Here is a 15748-nt window from a genome sequence, read left to right on the forward strand (position 1 = left end):
CGGAGAAATCAATGGCTATATTAAAATTATTTGATAATCAGTAGTTCTGGTTCAGCGCGTTTGCTTAACCACTCGGCACCGTTTTCGGTGATCACGATATTTTCTTCGTGAACCATAGACTTACCAGGTGCGTAAACCATGCCTGGCTCTAGAGTCATGATCATGCCTGGCACTAATATTGTGTTGTCTGTTGCTGTGTTAGATGGACGCTCAGTAAGCTCGATACCTAGGCCGTGACCTAGACGACCTACGTCGTTACCTAGTGCGCCGTTAGCTTCTAGTACTTTCCACATTGCGTTGTAGATGTCTGAAGTGGTGTTACCTGGACGTGCAGCTTCAAAGCCCATAGTGGTTGCTTCGTAAGTTGCGCGGTAAGCGGCTTTAGTCTGCTCACTTGCGTGGCCAAATGCCCAGTTACGGTCAAAATCTGAGAAGTAACCGTCACGTACTGCACCCGTGTCGATGATTAGTACGTCGCCGTCTTCGATCACGCGGTCAGTTGGACCCATGATGATGCTGTCGTAACCGTCTTGGCCTGAACCAGCGATGATGTATGGACATTCATCGGCGCCTTCCATCAGCATATCGATACCGAACTGCTTACAGATTTCACGCTCTGTCATACCGGCCTTTGCGTAACTAGGGATCTTGTCGAAACCTACGTTAGTGATGCGACAAATTTCACGCACCTTTTCAATTTCAGTCACAGACTTAACTTGGCGAATGTCGTGAATCGCTAGTGAAACGTCAACAAACTCTTTGCTGACTAATGTAGTTAACTGTAGGTAGTTAGCCACTGGCATACGTAGGTGAGATTCAATACCTAGTGTTGCACCTACACGGCCAAAGCGTGAAGGTAAGCTATTAAGTACGCTAGCTACGATACTGATACCGTCGTCATCAGGACGTGGTGATGCCCAAGTACGGATATCATCAACCCAAGTACCCGCCATACCGCTTGCGCCGATTTCAGGAATAACCGCGATTGGCTTACCTTCAGCAGGTAGGATTAGGAACCATGGACGAGTCGGGCTGTGCCAGAACTGGGTGTGGAAGCCTGAAAAGTAACGCACGTTAGGCTCGGTAGTTAACAGTATCGCGTCGACTTCTAGCTCACGCATCTTCTGCTGTGCTTTAGTTGCACGCATTTCAAATTCAGCTGTTGTAAATCCACGCTGTAATATGCTTTTCATTTTTATCTCCACATCCACACAACTGGCCTATTTGCCAAAAGGTCACTAAAGTGACCGGAAATCTGCTTTAGTCAACTATCGTTAACTTGGTGCGCATCATACTGTTTGCTGAATTTAAAAATGTGACATATATCTCATAGTCAAAATCTGTTAACTCAGGATATGCTGTTAAACAAAAAAACCATGACCAAAGTCAAATATTTTAAACCATAGTTAAATTTAACTTGCGTAAAACCGCAAAAAAACGTCCCATAGTTACATAAAGTTGATTCAAGGGTTGAATTATAGACCCAAAAAGTTGACAATAACGGCATCTATAGTTCACAAAAGTAATCTGAAATGATCAAAGCGGCAGAACAGGCATTTAAAACGGAATTTACACCTAGAGATCGTGAGTTACTGCAAAGCTATTTCCATCTAGCTGAAAGCATGGCCGATCTTATAGGCCCTCACTGTGAAGTCGTGATCCATTCATTAGAAAGCTTTGAACAGTCAGTAGTAAAAATAGTTAACGGTCACCATACCGGTCGCAAAGTGGGATCGCCGATAACAGATTTAGGTTTAAAGATGCTGCGCCAGTACGAACAAACTGGTGAGCTAACACCTAAGAGTTACTTTAGTAATAACAAGGGTGGTGAGATGTTGAAGTCGAGCACCTGCATATTACAGGGCGAGAAAGGCAGACCAATTGGCATGTTTTGCGTCAATATGAACTTGTCGTATCCGTTCCCAGAAATTATTAAGACCTTGATGCCAGATACAACCCAGCATCACAGTTTTGATATGACAGAAAACTTCAGCGCATCGGCTGGAGATGTGGTTGAGCAAGCGCTAAACCACGCGATTGCAGAAGTGGAAGCTGATGACAGCGTCAATCTGAAAGGTCGCAATAAAGCTATTACTAAGGTGTTGTTTGATAACGGCATCTTTGAATTGAAAGAAGCTACTAACATAGTTTCTAACCATTTAAGCATTACCAAGCATGCGGTGTACAAGTACATCCGTGAATTTAAATCCTAATTATCGAGATAACAACGCTATGAAAACTGTAATCCATACTGAAAATGCTCCTGCTGCAATTGGTCCATACTCTCAAGCTCTTGCTTTCGACAAGTTAGTATTCACCTCTGGTCAGCTACCTCTTGATCCAGTGACTATGGCTTTCGTTGAAGGCGGCGTTAAAGAGCAAGCTTACCAATCTCTAAAGAACCTTAAAGCTGTTCTAGAGCAAGCTGGCGCGGGTACTGACACTGTACTTAAGACAACTTGTTTCCTAGCTAACATGGAAGACTTCGCTGTATTCAACGAAGTGTACACTGAAGTATTCGGTACTGAAGCGGCTCCAGCTCGCTCATGCGTACAAGCTGCTCGTCTTCCAAAAGACGCACTAGTTGAAGTTGAAGCGATTGCTTTCATCAAATAACTTAAATTTAGGTTATTAACGACCTATTTAAGTCAATCTGACTGTCCATTTGCCAACATGGGTTAAGTGGACAGCAGTCCTCCTGTTCAAAATTTATAGTGGTTACCATGCTAAAGCTGACTCAAAATGATTTCTTTAACGGCGAGACTTCTGAACTTTTCACTGCTCAAGTCGCTGAACAAACTCGTCAATTCCACCAGCAGATCGAAGCTTACCAGCCAACACCGCTGGTCTCTTTAGAGCAGCTTGCTGCACGCTTAGGCGTTAAAGCAATTCTGGTTAAAGACGAATCTTACCGTTTCGGTCTAAACGCTTTTAAAGTACTGGGTGGTTCTTACGCATTAGGTAAGCAACTTGCTGAGCACTTAAATGTAGATATCAGTGAAATTGATATGAAAACTGTTGCCGCTAAATTAAGCGCGCCATTGGTTTTCGCTACTGCAACTGCTGGTAACCACGGCACAGGTGTGGCTTGGGCTGCACGTGAAATGGGCCAAAAGGCTGTTGTTTACATGCCAAAGGGTTCATCTCAAGCGAGTGTGACTCGCATTCAAAACTTAGGTGCTGAGTGTATCGTTACTGACTGTAACTACGACGACACCGTACGTATTGCTAACCAAACCGCGACTGAAAACGGTTGGATGCTAGTACAAGATACTGCATGGGAAGGTTACGACAAGATCCCAACTTGGATCTCTCAAGGCTATATGACTATGGCCGTTGAAGCGCAAGAGCAAGTTGAAGCCATGGGTCTTAAGCCAACTCACCTAATGCTACAAGCAGGTGTTGGTGCAATGGCTGGCGGTCTATTAGGTTACTTCGCTGACAAAGTTGGCGCGACTAACTTCAAGACTATTATTGCTGAGCCTGCAAAAGCAGATTGTATCTACAACTCAGGCATTAAAGGCGAAATGGTTGCAGTAACTGGCGAGTTAAACTCTATCATGGCAGGCCTTGCATGTGGCGAGCCTAACCCAGTCACTTGGCCTATCCTTAAGCAATGCAGCAGCTTCTTCGCATCAGTTGAAGATGAAGTAACCGCGACGGGGATGCGCGTTCTTGGTAACCCACTAGCGGGTGATACTAAAGTTGTTAGTGGTGAGTCAGGTGCACTAACTCTAGGCCTACTTTACATGCTAGCAAGCCGTGAAGAGTACAGCGAGTACCGCACGCAGCTTGGCCTAGATCAAGATGCCGTTATCATGCTGTTCAGCACTGAAGGCGACACTAACCCAGACCGTTACCGTCAAATCGTTTGGGAAGGCATGCACAGCACTGCTAAATAAGTTCTTCGAATTTAGATAACAAAAGCCACTTACATAGTGGCTTTTTTGTTATCTAAAAATAGGTTCTAGGTTCTAGGACGTTCGCAGGCTCACTGCGAGGACGGTGCTGAGCACCTACTAGGTTAAAGATAGAGCGCTCGCAGGCTCGCTTCTAGAGCGGTACTTCGTACCTACGAGGACGCCAACAAGTTGGCTGCTAGGAAAAGATTAAAAGCAACGCCATAACGGACTCGTTGAGCCTAATATTTTTTGATTGTTGCTTTACCGTCTTAGCTTTTTCCGTAAGCACAGCGTTCCGTCAGTGACGCAGTCACGTTCCCTAGGACGCAGGCCGTCCGTCTTAGCTTTTCCTAGGACCTAGGACCTATCTTTTAAGCTTTAACGCCTTTGCCTTTCCTAGAAGCGACAAGGTCGCACCCTCGAAATGACGCAGTCACGCCCTCGCAGGGCGTAGCCCGTCCTCGTCTTGGCTTTACCGTCTTAGCTTTCCCTAGGACCTTCAATTATATTTACGCTAACTATCAGCACTATTTAATTTATCAAAACAAGTGCAAGCGCTATACTTTAAAGCCGACCCGCCTTTTTCTGCAGCCTTAATTGATGACAGCTAAAACCCAGAATCCCCCACAGAAACAACTCCAGAATCAAGCCCAGCCTCCTAATAAGCTTCATTTAGTCGTCTTTATTATTGCTGGTCTTTTCTGCCTGTTACCTATGGTGTCATCACCTGTGGCGTTGATCTTGGGCTTCACTTTGGCCAGCATTGGCTGGGCGCCGGATCAAATACACCTAGGGGCACTGACCAAGAAGCTTTTGGCTTACTCGATTGTAGGTTTAGGTTTTGGTATTCAATTAGACGCAGCGGTCAGAATCAGTCTGCAAAACTTGCCACTCATTCTGGGCTCGATTGTATTGACCTTGATACTAGGTTTGGCACTCACGCGATTGCTCAAGCTGGATCATAAAACTGGCTACCTGATCGCCTCAGGCACCGCCATTTGTGGTGGCAGCGCCATTGCCGCGGTATCACCAGCAATTAGAGCGAACAGTGAACAAACGGCTATCGCCTTAGCCACGGTATTTATCCTTAACTCTGTCGCGCTGTTTGTGTTTCCAGCCATCGGCCATGCACTCTCTATGAGTCAGCATGATTTTGGCGTGTGGAGTGCGATTGCCATCCACGACACCTCTTCTGTGGTTGGTGCAGCCTCGGCCTATGGTAATGAAGCGCTGACCACTGCCACCACGATTAAGCTAGCACGAGCGCTATGGATCATCCCTATCGCGTTAATCAGCGCCATGCTGTTTAAAGGCGATAAGAATAAGATGGCCATCCCCTACTTTATCGGCTTCTACTGTTTAGCTATCGCCATCGCACATTTTGTGCCAGCGGGAGAAGCAGCCTACAGCGCAATATTTGAGATATCCAAGCGAGTGTTGGTGGTGTGTCTATTCTTGATTGGTGCAGGAATTACCATTCAGAAGATGAAAGCCACTGGCCCTAAGCCACTGATTTTAGGGGTGCTACTGTGGTTAGCCATTGGCAGTGCTTCACTGACTTATATTCTGTTGCTGAGCTAGCTGAAGTGATTATTAGTAGCGTACTTAGTTTTAATTGCTACCAGCATTCAGAAAATGAAAGCCACCGGCCCTAAACCGTCCCTCTTCAAAGCCTAGGCATACTGTTATGGCTTGCGATTGGCAGTAGCTCACAGGCGTATATTCTGGCAAGCCATTAGCTAGCAGCACGCTGATTTAGCCATAACATCTATATAAAAACAGCGCCTATGAGCGCTGTTTTTTGCCATTGTCTCGCCAAAATAATAACCCCAATAAACAACTAAATGCGCCTAAATCGATTAACGCACGGGTGAGCCCACTCGTCAGTAAAGAGGCGGCAATTAACACTGCACAACACAATAATATTAGCCAGTTATTCAATGTCATCTCCCCTCTTAGGCAGGCTGAATAAATAGCTAGTATTGATGCTTATGGCGAACACCGCCAAGATCCTTTATTACTAATTAATAGCTTATTTGGATAAGACTAGATTATTTGCTTATATCTAGCTGGCTTTTAAACCGGTTAACCGACGGCATAGGGGTCATTATGCGGATTATCATTCCAGTCGTATTCCGTCAGGATCTGAATTCGCTTGGCTTCCTGATCGCCATGTAGCTGTTTGATCCAAAACAGTGCCGCATCTGTTCCTGCTGATACGCCTGATGAAGTTAAAAACTTGCCATCAAATACCCAGCGAGCCTTGGGCTGCCATTGTGGATTATCGTTCAGCGATGTCACCCATTCATAGGCCATTTTATTGGTAGTCGCTTTACGGTCATTGAGTACCGAGGTCATTGCCAGCAATGCCGTGCCTGTACAAATGGTAAATACATTCTGGCTACGTGCGATCTGCGCGATTAACCATTGGCGCAGCTCTGTGTCATTAACTAAGGTTCGTGTACCCAGTCCCCCAGGAATTAACAGTAGGTCACAGTCATAGGTTTGCTCGGTTAAACAGTCAGCCAGCACACGCGGTCCCTGGTAGCTGCTAACAATCTCCTTAGCGGCCACCAGCTTTATCTCGGTATTTGGCATATGGCCTAGCATCTCTATTGGACCATGTAGATCTAAGGTTTCGTAATCATCAAATACCAACGCCAGTACTCGATATTTACCTGTGGTAAACGGTGTTTTAGCGGCTGATAACGGCGAACTCGTTTTAGCCTGTAGTGTGGGTGCGATAATACTGGCGGCCATCATCAATGAAGCCCCTTTTATAAACTGTCTACGTTGCATCTCTTTCCCATCTATCCCATTATCTTGTGCTGACTTAGTCTGCGCTAACAATAATTAATTCAATGATTTTCAAACCAAAACAGCATCCGTTCATCAAAAATAGAGACCGCTCAAATTTTGAAAATAAATGGGAGGTATCACTATACAAAAAAGCGCCGAGTTGAACTCAGCGCTTTTGTTAGTGGCGATAGGCAATTAAGACAGTGCTTAATAAAAAGGGGTGGGATCGATCTCTAGGCTACTCGGCGATATGCCTTTCTCGATATTTAATGACGATCTGAGCAGGTCGATGATCTCAACCTTGGTGTAGCACTTATGCTTTACCGAATAGAAGCACTTCACCTTAGGATTTAGCGCATTGCGCCCTTTTGCTTCCCAGACGATACCGATACGGCCATCGGACAGCTGCACTAAGGAGCCAACAGGGTAGACGCCGATACAGCGGATAAACTCATATACGAGCTGTTGATCTAAGTGGTGAGGAGTCAGGCTAAGTAAGATCTTAAATGCTGCGGCTGGGCTCATCGCCTCTTTATAACAGCGAGTGGCGGTTAAGGCATCGAAGATATCGACAATACAGCTCATACGGCCATGGGTAGGTATTTCATCGCCCTTGAGACCAAGAGGGTAACCATTACCATCGAGTTTCTCGTGGTGCATCAGGCTAATATCTTGGCTGATCTGGGATAAGCCTTTAGTCTGCCCCATGATCTCAACTGCATAAGTTTGGTGTAACTTAACGTGCTCGAACTCTTCCGGAGTGAGTTTGCTTGGCTTATTTAAAATCTCGCTGTCGACCTTAATCTTACCGATATCATGCAAAATGCCACCGATGGCCATCTGGCGCAGCATATCGGTATCAAACTTGAGGTAACGACCAAAGGTAATAAGCAAAAATGCCACATTGATAGAGTGCTCTAATAGATAAGCATCTTTGGAACGCAGGGCTGACACACATTTAAGCGCATCGGCATCGAGCATAACAGACTCAATTAAGTTGTCGGCTAACGCCTCGAAAGGTTCAACCTCTACCGCTTTGCCCTCGAACGTTTCAGACAGCACCTTTTGGATGAGATCTTTTGCCTCAACAATAAGCTCTTTAGCCTGCTTCTGAGTCGTAGCACGTTCAACACTCACTTTTCTTGCCACAGGTTTAGGCGCCGATACGACTTTACCTAAACCTAACTCTGGCAGTGAGCGCTCGCCGTTAACCCACACATGACTGACATTGCTTTTATGCAATCTCAATATGGCTTCGGCGCTGCGAATTTGTCCCGCATTGGCGATGTTGACTAGACTCTTATCTTTGTCGATGGCCTCAACAAACATACCTAGCTTCAGCTTGGATACAGGTATTTTTATTAAGTTACTTGATTCAATTGAATCACCCATTATCTCTTAGGTCCCCGGATGACTTAGCCTAAATTACAGTGACAATATTCAACTGTACTCTTCACAGTGGTTTTATGTTGTGACTCAGTTTACACCAAGCCCATTTTTATCTTCTGTGAAAGCTAGCTATTCTATTCCGAGCGCTGTTAAATCACCATAGACAAAGTTAATTAATCTCTTCTAATGCACAACAAATACGCTGCAAACGCTAATATAAAATACAAATACTTAACGCGGTTCGCGCTACTTTTTTACTCGGGCTTTATAGCATTGGAAACTACTGGGCTGCCAACGACGATACATACAGTTGTAACAAGAGCGTAGAACATTATCCGTGTGTTCGTCTTCATCATCGCTAATGAATTTCTGACAAGCTGCTGCAGCCTCACGTGCGGCCAAATAGTCTTCTACACCGAAATTAAATTGCCAGAGGTCGTTAACTTGAACAAACCACTGTTGCATACCACTTCCCTTGTTCATTAATAAGCCTTTAATTGTTGTTTAGTCGCGTTGCGCCACTCACCTGACTCATTGCTAACTAATAAAGCAAACTGATGTTGGGTGTACACAGCCTTGATTTGACCAGCCAAACTAACTACCTGCTCATGACTTAATACTTCACCTGTAGTCGCAATAGCCGCTTGCAACCCAGTCTGTTTAAGCACTTGTGCTACCGATAGCTGCACAGCTAACGACTCATCAATGTCCGAGCCAAGTCTTAGCTGCCCCTTAACTCGACCATCTTGACCACTTAGGCGTAAGCCTAAACCCGCCAATGCACCAATAATGCCCTGACCCGTGCCGCCATGTTCAGACAAATCAACACCGATCTCGGCCGCCAAGGCATAGGCTTGCTCTTTGGTTTTAACTTCCACTTTTGACTGTTGACCGAACGCAATTAACTGCTCAACATTGTAGTCGGACGCTAAATCCAAAATCGCCAGCCCCGGATCTGATGCGCTAGCGGATTCTTGCAGTAAGTGAGCAATACAGATACTTTTTATCTCTGTAAAGTCGAGTTCTGTTTCAACTTGAAAGCACATAGCACTATTGTGCGACGTATAAGGAATATCTGGGTGTACGAATAGCTGATGCCGTGTGACGAATCGGGTAATAGGTTGTTGTCCACCTTGTAGTGTTAGCGGCGTCAATTTCGCTGCAATCTCTTCAGCGATTTCGCCTGTACCTTTAGTGCCAATATCATCAGTATCATCAATGCAGATCAACCAAGCTTTCATCTAAAACCCTTATTATTAATGTTATGTTTCTACGTCGAATGAGTTCTTAACCGCGTAAAATAGCTATGCTTATCTTTTACGTCGTTACTCAGGCCTTTTCGGCAATAAATCGTGTGCGTGCAAACGGCTTAGAACCGTTGGAATTAATAGCGCAGCGGCCACAGCAAACATGCCACCTTGAATAAAGCTAAGGCCAAATTCAGCCAGTGCAACTTGACCACTCATTCCTACTAATAAGTTGCTTATCAAACCTTTGCCTGACCACGCCAAACAACCAATTATCGCCAATACTATGCTCTGCCAACGCAAACTAAATGCCCCAGCCATAAACAGTAACGCCAAGTCCATTGCCATTGCTGGCAAACCAAACTTAAGCAAGATCATTGGGCCCCCTTTACCAACACTCAGCATCATGGCCACTAGCCCAGCTAATAAACCACATGCTGTCATAGCGCCAACGCGATTAACTACGCCGTAGCAAATAAGGTAGAAAAAGGTCATCAAAAACATTGAGTGGCCACTTAAGCCAAGCTTGAGTCGCAACATGCTTTTTAAAACCACCAACAAGGTGGCACAAAAACCGATAAATAAGGCGTCTTGCAGATCGAATTGAGACTTCATTCTTCCTCTCTTTTTGCAGGCCAATGGGTTGGCTTATTTACTTTGCCGAAATGACGCAGTTTGGCGGCTTTCGCCATCTGTTTTGATAATTTAAGTAGCTGAATTAGCACTGGCAGCACTACGCAGTAGATCAGTTCCGGCCAATTTTTAGGATTCCGTAAGGCTTTAGGAGTGATATTGGCGCCCCGTAAGCATTGAATGGCATAAATTTCTTTGGTTTCTTGCAGCATGTACGGCAATAAACCTATCGAGGAGGCAATCACAAACGCCCATTTAGCGGGTAAACCCCAGCTCAACACCTCGCCAATTCGCTCTGGCTTTTGCGTGGCAGACAACCACCAGCCAGGCAGCAATGCTAAGAACACTCGTAGCACCACGATTACGCCTTCGAGCATTTGCCCTTCGCCGTGAATAAGGTAATAAAGCGGCAAGGTTAATGCCAGTTGCGCTAAGCCTAACCGCAGTAAAGCGGAGATTTTATTTTTTAGGTATACGCCGTGAATAACCAGCAAGATATCAATTATGATCAGCCCGCCAAGCGCGCTATTAGGCAAGAAAAAAGCGCTACTCGATAACACTAAGCTCAGCAGTAATGCGCAGGCACAATATTGGGTGGCAGTAATACGAAAGTATGCCATTTTGGTTGCAATGCGCCCTTTAGCCCACATTTACTTGCTCTGATATTTGTGCGCCATCACGCAGATGACCGTTTTCAATAAGCCAGTAACGGTCTACTTCTAAAAATGGCAAGCTACGATGACTCGAAAGTAAGATGCCACAGCCTTGAGCGCTCAATTGCAGTATAATCTGCACAACTTTGGCCACATGTTGTTTATCTAAGCCTGCAAAAGGATCATCGAGCAGTAACAGCTTTGGCTGCAAACAAACTAAAGAAGCCAAAGCAATAATATGTTGCTGACCATAAGACAGCTTGTGTGGGGAGCAATCTGCTAATGCCTGCAAATCCAGCTCAGCCAAGATCTGTTCTGCCCGCACCAAAGGTAACTTGAAGCGTTTTAAGCTAAATTGCAGTTCGGTTAATACCGTTTGCTCAAACAATTGCCGATTAGGTCGCTGCATTAATAGGCCTAAATCGCTGCCATAAATCCCCAGCTGTGGTCGTTTATTCATTACCTTTATCGGTAAATTAGCGATGTTGGCCTGAATGCCTGCTAAGGTTTTCAGTAAGCTACTTTTACCCGCGCCGTTATCGCCAACTAGAGCTACAGTCTCACCGCGATGCAGCGATAAGCTCTGCTCGCAATTAAACAGTGGCTCTTGGTCAACAAAACGAAATTGATGCGGCGCTATATTCACCACACAATCACGATGACGGGATTTAACACTAGCTCTTATGTTCACGAGTTCAGCTATGGCCGGAGCATGCTGACGCTGCCCAACTCTAAGCTGGCCGCCCTCAAGTAACCAGAGGTGGTCAACTAAGCTCGCAAATGCGCTGGGATTATGCTCGACCATGACTATCGCCACGCCATCATCTAGTAAGGCTTTTAGTACGCTATTGAGCTCTTTCACGCCATTATCATCGAGCTGCGCCCAAGGCTCATCGAGTAACAGTAGCGATGGCTTAAACACTAACTGTGCCGCTAACATCAGCCGATATTTCTGCCCTAGCGACAGCACTTCAACAGGCGTATCTAGGCTGATATACAGGCCGACTCGCCGCAGTGAATGCTGCACCTTTTCAACCATGGAGTCGGCTGCTATGCCGAGGTTTTCCAAAGCAAAAGCAATTTCAGCGCCGACACTTTGGCGTAGAACCTGTACATTGGGATCTTGCATGACCAGGCCGACCAACAATGAGGGATGACGATATACGTCCCCCTCATAGGGTCGAGACAGCTCCCCTGCGAGTAGATGCAATAGACTGGATTTCCCCGAGCCTGTTGGACCATTAATGCAGTGGCATTCACCCGGATTAACAACCAAATTGAGATCATCCAAGATCTCGCTTTGGTTCGATCCATAGCCGAAATGAATCCCTTCTAGCGCTATGAGTTTCATACTCTTCCCCGATAGCCCTATAGCTGCCAGTTAATACCGACAAACACCTGACGACCCGCTTGCGGCATAAAGTCACTTTGATAATAAAGCTCATCAAACAGGTTTGTAGCTCGGACATATAGCTCTAAATTGTCATGCCAAATATTTTGACTCAAACTTAGATCGACTAAGGTGTAATTATCTAATTGAACACCTTTGCCGTTCACTTGATCAATAACGCGCTCAGCGTTTAAACGCGTCGTTAAACCAAAGGAAAAGTCATAACTCGCTTGCAAGCGCAGATTGTGCGTAGGACGGTATTGCAAACGTTCATTGGTAGCACGATCTTCTGTATCGATATAGCTATAGGCAAACGTTAACCCTAGGCTATCGAAGTATTGATTAGTCATCTGCAAATCAACACCCATGAAGCGATAATCACCAATGTTTTGCTCTTGGTTGTTATCATCTTTAGCAATGTAGTCATTGGCATCAGTAATATAGCTACTGATATCTAACTGACTATCGAAAGGTAAAGATTGCTGTAAACCAAGTTCAAACTGGTTAGCTACTTCAGCTTTTAGGTTCACGTTACCGCTGTTAGGTGCGTATAGATCGCTGATCGATGGGTAACGCACTTTTCGTGCCAGACCAGTATGGATGCGGCTTGAGTCAGTAACTTGATAAAATGCAGATGCTTGCGCTGAAAAATCTGTCTCACTGTTAACATCAAGATCGTAATTATGTACCGCTGCACCTAAGCTGTAGCCATACTTACCGTCATCTTGATATTGGTACTCTGCAGCACCGGTATAAACCATCAAGCTTTCATCGATATCGCCAGAACCGCCTTGACCGCCGCCAGTGCCGCCACCGCTACCATTGCCTTTTACGACGTTACGTAATGAAGTTGTATGCGATGACCAATCTTGCTTTTCAACAATGGCTGAAGTGGTTAACACAGCGCCATAATCAAACTCACTAATAAATTGAATATTCGTACCACTGACTTTAGAGGTACTTTCGACAATACTATTTAAATTATTTAATCTATGATTATAGAAGTTCTCAACCATATCTGTTTGGTTATAGTAGACAAAACCACGAACAACATACTTCTCGTTTATTTCATGCGCCGCACCAAGCTGCATGCTTTGCTCATTGAAGTCTTCAATTCTTGATGGGGTTTTCTTGCGGTCAACAGTAGGCGACTTTCCCCACTCACCATCACGTTGAGTATAGTTAGCCATCAACTTAGTTGAATCGTTGATAAAGTAACTGCCTTGCGCATAATAGTTAGTTAACTTTCTGTCGGAGTTAAAACGTACATCACCGATTTGATTGCGCGTATCTTCAAAATCATCAGGCATAGGCGTGCCATCAGTTTCTTGATGAGTAACGCTCATAATACCTTGCCAGTTGTCACCTGAACCCGCCGCACTAATATCAGCATTCAGAGTATTGTCAGCAGCGGCTTCAACTTTACCTGACAGAGAAGCTGATTCATCACCTTGCTTGGTAATAATGTTAATAACACCCGCACTTCCGCCAGGGCCGTACAGCACAGATGTAGGGCCTACAGAAACATCAACTCGGGCAATTTGATTTGTTGGAATAACACTTGGGTCAAACTGACCGTCTTCAGTGCTACTTGCAGGCACGCCGTTAATTAAGAAGGTAATGTGGCGCGTTTTTAAGCCTCGAATATCGACACGCGGAGTTGAATCGCCACCGACTCGAACATATATTCCCGGGACGTTTTCAAGTACTTGATCTAAGCTCTGTGCTCCTGATGCCTTGATCTCTTCAGCATCTACACTCCAGTGAGTGGTTGCAGCTTCGGTAACAGAGGCACGTTCACCATGCACCACAATCACATCTGTTACATCAAGAATAGGGTCTCGTTCTATCTCATCAGCCTGCACTTGATAAGCCATGCTCATTGCCAATGCTAAGGTGGATACTTTCAGCGCTTTTTGTTGTTTTTTCATTGAATCTCATCATCCTAACGATATTTTTGCGGTATTTTCAAAAAGCGCTAGCTAACACTCAAGCAAATAAAATCATAAAACAAACTTAGATCGACTAATTTGAACAATGGGAAAAGAAACACAACCCAGTGCGCGACAAAATGACCCACGAAACATCCTAAAAGGACAAAAGGGCCAATTAATCTCACAAATTTGCCCTAGTGCAATTGCGGGTAAAACTCAGTGGGGGATGAATAATTGGATTTGATTTGGTTATTTCAAAAGCATGTCGATTAAATAGTCAGTGAGAGTTCACACAGGCGGAGTAATCAACTTGACACTGTATCCACAGACTATTACTTTGTGGTAAAGATTCTTATTACCAATGTGCGATGGGTGTATCCCAATTAGAGGCAGCTCCTCTAAGCAAGCCCTTATGATATTTGTTTGGAGTACTTATTGACCATCCCCTTGCTGCCTCAAGCTATTAAGTCTTTAACCGACAAAATCAAATCCTTTACTCTCCAACCAAACAGCGACCCAATTGCACAGCTGTCTGTGGTGATTTCGCCGATCCCGGTTATTGCCTGGCTATCGGCGCAAACAACTTACCCGAGAGTGTATTGGAAGGGACGTGATACCGAAGAAGAGGTAGCCGCCATCGGTTGCTGTAAGGACTTTTTCTTTAATGATGATGTCGATGATATAGAGCTAGCCGCCGAGTACCAAAAACAGCGAGCACTCACCAGCAATCAGGAGATCCGCTACTATGGTGGTGTCGCCTTCGATCGTCGCAATGAAAGCTGGCCGGAGTTTGGTAAGGCGCACTTCGTGCTGCCTCGCATCGAACTACGCCGCAGTGGTAACGAATATCGACTCTTGGTTAATCTTAACTTTAGCGAGAATAGCTTCGCTGAAGAGATTGAACTGGCTGTGCAGTCACTGCAGAAATTAGACTCACCTAAGCCACTCTCCCCGCCTAATAAAGTGGCACTTATGGGACGCAGTGATAGACCCGACAGATACCGCTGGAACGAGCTGGTTAATCGTGTCACTCATCCTAAATTTATCCAAGATACGCCTAAAGTTGTTCTGTCTCGAGTCACCCAACTTGAGATAAATGAAGAGGTGGATCCTTGGATGCTACTCGCCTGCTGGCAGGGCCGTAATCCAAATAGCTTTCAATTTGGCTTTCAATTTAGTCCAGAAAGCGCCTTTATCTCTTGTACACCAGAGCGCTTATATCGTCGTCGTCAACGAGAGCTGTTTACCGAAGCCCTCGCAGGCACCACGGTTCGAGGCCTGAACCAAGAACAAGATAAAGCACTGGCACAAGCACTGCTAGATGACAGCAAAAACAGCCATGAGAATCAGCTGGTTCGGCAGCATATCGTCGATGTGCTCAATCCACTGAGTAACTACGTGGGCGCAGAAGAGACACCGACTATATTTAAGTTAAGCCATATTCAGCATCTGCATCGCTCTATTCGGGCCGAGCTTAAAGCCGGTGTCAGTGATTTTCAGGTGATTCAGGCACTGCACCCTACTCCTGCGGTCGGTGGACTCCCGAAAGAGTCTGCGATGAGCTTTATTCGTCAGCAAGAGGGCTACGTTAGAGGTTGGTACGCAGGTGCTTGCGGCTATTTCAACAAGTACGAAAGCGAGTTTGCCGTCGCCATCCGCAGCGCGCTTATCGAGCCTGGCCGTATTAATCTATTTGCTGGCGCAGGTATTGTCGCGGGTTCAGAGGCCGATAAAGAGTGGGTCGAGCTAGAGAATAAACTCACTACCATCTTGTCTATCTTGACAGAATTGTAATTCCTCA

The 15748-nt window shown here is 45.4% G+C and carries 14 protein-coding genes; 5 read left to right on the forward strand and 9 right to left on the reverse strand.

What is annotated here, in order from left to right; all coding sequences use genetic code 11:
* Positions 1 to 26 precede the first annotated feature (26 nt).
* Positions 27 to 1193, reverse strand: a complete 1167-nt coding sequence (locus SPEA_RS21385; RefSeq protein ID WP_012157265.1) for a M24 family metallopeptidase — start codon at positions 1191 to 1193, stop codon at positions 27 to 29.
* 339 nt (positions 1194 to 1532) lie between these two features.
* On the opposite strand from SPEA_RS21385, the gene SPEA_RS21390 reads away from it, so the two are divergent.
* The 4 genes from SPEA_RS21390 to SPEA_RS21405 all read left to right on the forward strand — a co-directional run bounded on the left by SPEA_RS21390 (position 1533) and on the right by SPEA_RS21405 (position 5483).
* Entirely contained in the window at positions 1533 to 2213 is a 681-nt protein-coding gene (locus SPEA_RS21390; protein WP_012157266.1) for a helix-turn-helix transcriptional regulator, read from the forward strand.
* A 19-nt stretch (positions 2214 to 2232) separates the two neighbouring features.
* Positions 2233 to 2616, forward strand: coding sequence for a RidA family protein (locus SPEA_RS21395; RefSeq protein ID WP_012157267.1), 384 nt, complete (start codon positions 2233 to 2235; stop codon positions 2614 to 2616).
* Between the two features lie 107 nt (positions 2617 to 2723).
* Positions 2724 to 3902 (forward strand): diaminopropionate ammonia-lyase, encoded by a 1179-nt coding sequence (locus SPEA_RS21400; protein ID WP_012157268.1) that lies wholly within the window; start codon positions 2724 to 2726, stop codon positions 3900 to 3902.
* A gap of 600 nt (positions 3903 to 4502) precedes the next feature.
* Positions 4503 to 5483, forward strand: coding sequence for a YeiH family protein (locus SPEA_RS21405; protein ID WP_012157269.1), 981 nt, complete (start codon positions 4503 to 4505; stop codon positions 5481 to 5483).
* Positions 5484 to 5987: 504 nt separating this feature from the next.
* Here SPEA_RS21405 and SPEA_RS21410 read toward each other — a convergent pair.
* The 8 genes from SPEA_RS21410 to SPEA_RS21445 form a co-directional block, all read right to left on the reverse strand.
* Entirely contained in the window at positions 5988 to 6701 is a 714-nt protein-coding gene (locus tag SPEA_RS21410) for a DJ-1/PfpI family protein (RefSeq protein ID WP_012157270.1), read from the reverse strand.
* A 207-nt stretch (positions 6702 to 6908) separates the two neighbouring features.
* Positions 6909 to 8093 carry an HD-GYP domain-containing protein gene (locus SPEA_RS21415; protein WP_012157271.1) on the reverse strand — a complete coding sequence of 395 codons (1185 nt, stop codon included), beginning with the start codon at positions 8091 to 8093 and terminating at the stop codon, positions 6909 to 6911.
* A gap of 243 nt (positions 8094 to 8336) precedes the next feature.
* A complete protein-coding gene (locus SPEA_RS21420; RefSeq protein ID WP_041411160.1) occupies positions 8337 to 8573 on the reverse strand; it encodes a hypothetical protein in 237 nt (78 codons plus the stop codon).
* The gene (locus SPEA_RS21425; RefSeq protein WP_012157272.1) at positions 8573 to 9331 is read right to left on the reverse strand and encodes a DNA-binding protein; all 759 of its coding nucleotides are present in this window, start codon (positions 9329 to 9331) and stop codon (positions 8573 to 8575) included. Before SPEA_RS21425 ends, SPEA_RS21420 begins: the two co-directional genes overlap by 1 nt.
* 84 nt (positions 9332 to 9415) lie before the next feature.
* Positions 9416 to 9952, reverse strand: coding sequence for a hypothetical protein (locus tag SPEA_RS21430; RefSeq protein WP_012157273.1), 537 nt, complete (start codon positions 9950 to 9952; stop codon positions 9416 to 9418).
* The gene (locus SPEA_RS21435) at positions 9949 to 10620 is read right to left on the reverse strand and encodes an energy-coupling factor transporter transmembrane component T (RefSeq protein WP_012157274.1); all 672 of its coding nucleotides are present in this window, start codon (positions 10618 to 10620) and stop codon (positions 9949 to 9951) included. Before SPEA_RS21435 ends, SPEA_RS21430 begins: the two co-directional genes overlap by 4 nt.
* On the reverse strand, positions 10610 to 11974 hold the full coding sequence (locus tag SPEA_RS21440) for an ATP-binding cassette domain-containing protein (protein WP_012157275.1): 1365 nt from the start codon (positions 11972 to 11974) through the stop codon (positions 10610 to 10612). Before SPEA_RS21440 ends, SPEA_RS21435 begins: the two co-directional genes overlap by 11 nt.
* Positions 11975 to 11991: 17 nt before the next feature.
* Complete coding sequence (locus tag SPEA_RS21445; RefSeq protein WP_012157276.1) at positions 11992 to 13944, reverse strand: TonB-dependent receptor; 1953 nt, start codon at positions 13942 to 13944, stop codon at positions 11992 to 11994.
* A gap of 444 nt (positions 13945 to 14388) precedes the next feature.
* Between SPEA_RS21445 and SPEA_RS21450 the strand changes: the two genes are divergently transcribed.
* Positions 14389 to 15741 (forward strand): isochorismate synthase, encoded by a 1353-nt coding sequence (locus SPEA_RS21450; RefSeq protein WP_398353700.1) that lies wholly within the window; start codon positions 14389 to 14391, stop codon positions 15739 to 15741.
* Positions 15742 to 15748 lie beyond the last annotated feature (7 nt).

The sequence above is a fragment of the Shewanella pealeana ATCC 700345 genome, from assembly GCF_000018285.1.
GTDB lineage: Bacteria > Pseudomonadota > Gammaproteobacteria > Enterobacterales > Shewanellaceae > Shewanella > Shewanella pealeana.

Bases quoted from the DNA above. Each gene is read 5' to 3' on its own strand.
- SPEA_RS21385 (WP_012157265.1), bottom strand. From the start codon at position 1,193: ATGAAAAGCATATTACAGCGTGGATTTACAACAGCTGAATTTGAAATG.
- SPEA_RS21390 (WP_012157266.1), top strand. From the start codon at position 1,533: ATGATCAAAGCGGCAGAACAGGCATTTAAAACGGAATTTACACCTAGA.
- SPEA_RS21395 (WP_012157267.1), top strand. From the start codon at position 2,233: ATGAAAACTGTAATCCATACTGAAAATGCTCCTGCTGCAATTGGTCCA.
- SPEA_RS21400 (WP_012157268.1), top strand. From the start codon at position 2,724: ATGCTAAAGCTGACTCAAAATGATTTCTTTAACGGCGAGACTTCTGAA.
- SPEA_RS21405 (WP_012157269.1), top strand. From the start codon at position 4,503: ATGACAGCTAAAACCCAGAATCCCCCACAGAAACAACTCCAGAATCAA.
- SPEA_RS21410 (WP_012157270.1), bottom strand. From the start codon at position 6,701: ATGCAACGTAGACAGTTTATAAAAGGGGCTTCATTGATGATGGCCGCC.
- SPEA_RS21415 (WP_012157271.1), bottom strand. From the start codon at position 8,093: ATGGGTGATTCAATTGAATCAAGTAACTTAATAAAAATACCTGTATCC.
- SPEA_RS21420 (WP_041411160.1), bottom strand. From the start codon at position 8,573: ATGAACAAGGGAAGTGGTATGCAACAGTGGTTTGTTCAAGTTAACGAC.
- SPEA_RS21425 (WP_012157272.1), bottom strand. From the start codon at position 9,331: ATGAAAGCTTGGTTGATCTGCATTGATGATACTGATGATATTGGCACT.
- SPEA_RS21430 (WP_012157273.1), bottom strand. From the start codon at position 9,952: ATGAAGTCTCAATTCGATCTGCAAGACGCCTTATTTATCGGTTTTTGT.
- SPEA_RS21435 (WP_012157274.1), bottom strand. From the start codon at position 10,620: ATGTGGGCTAAAGGGCGCATTGCAACCAAAATGGCATACTTTCGTATT.
- SPEA_RS21440 (WP_012157275.1), bottom strand. From the start codon at position 11,974: ATGAAACTCATAGCGCTAGAAGGGATTCATTTCGGCTATGGATCGAAC.
- SPEA_RS21445 (WP_012157276.1), bottom strand. From the start codon at position 13,944: ATGAAAAAACAACAAAAAGCGCTGAAAGTATCCACCTTAGCATTGGCA.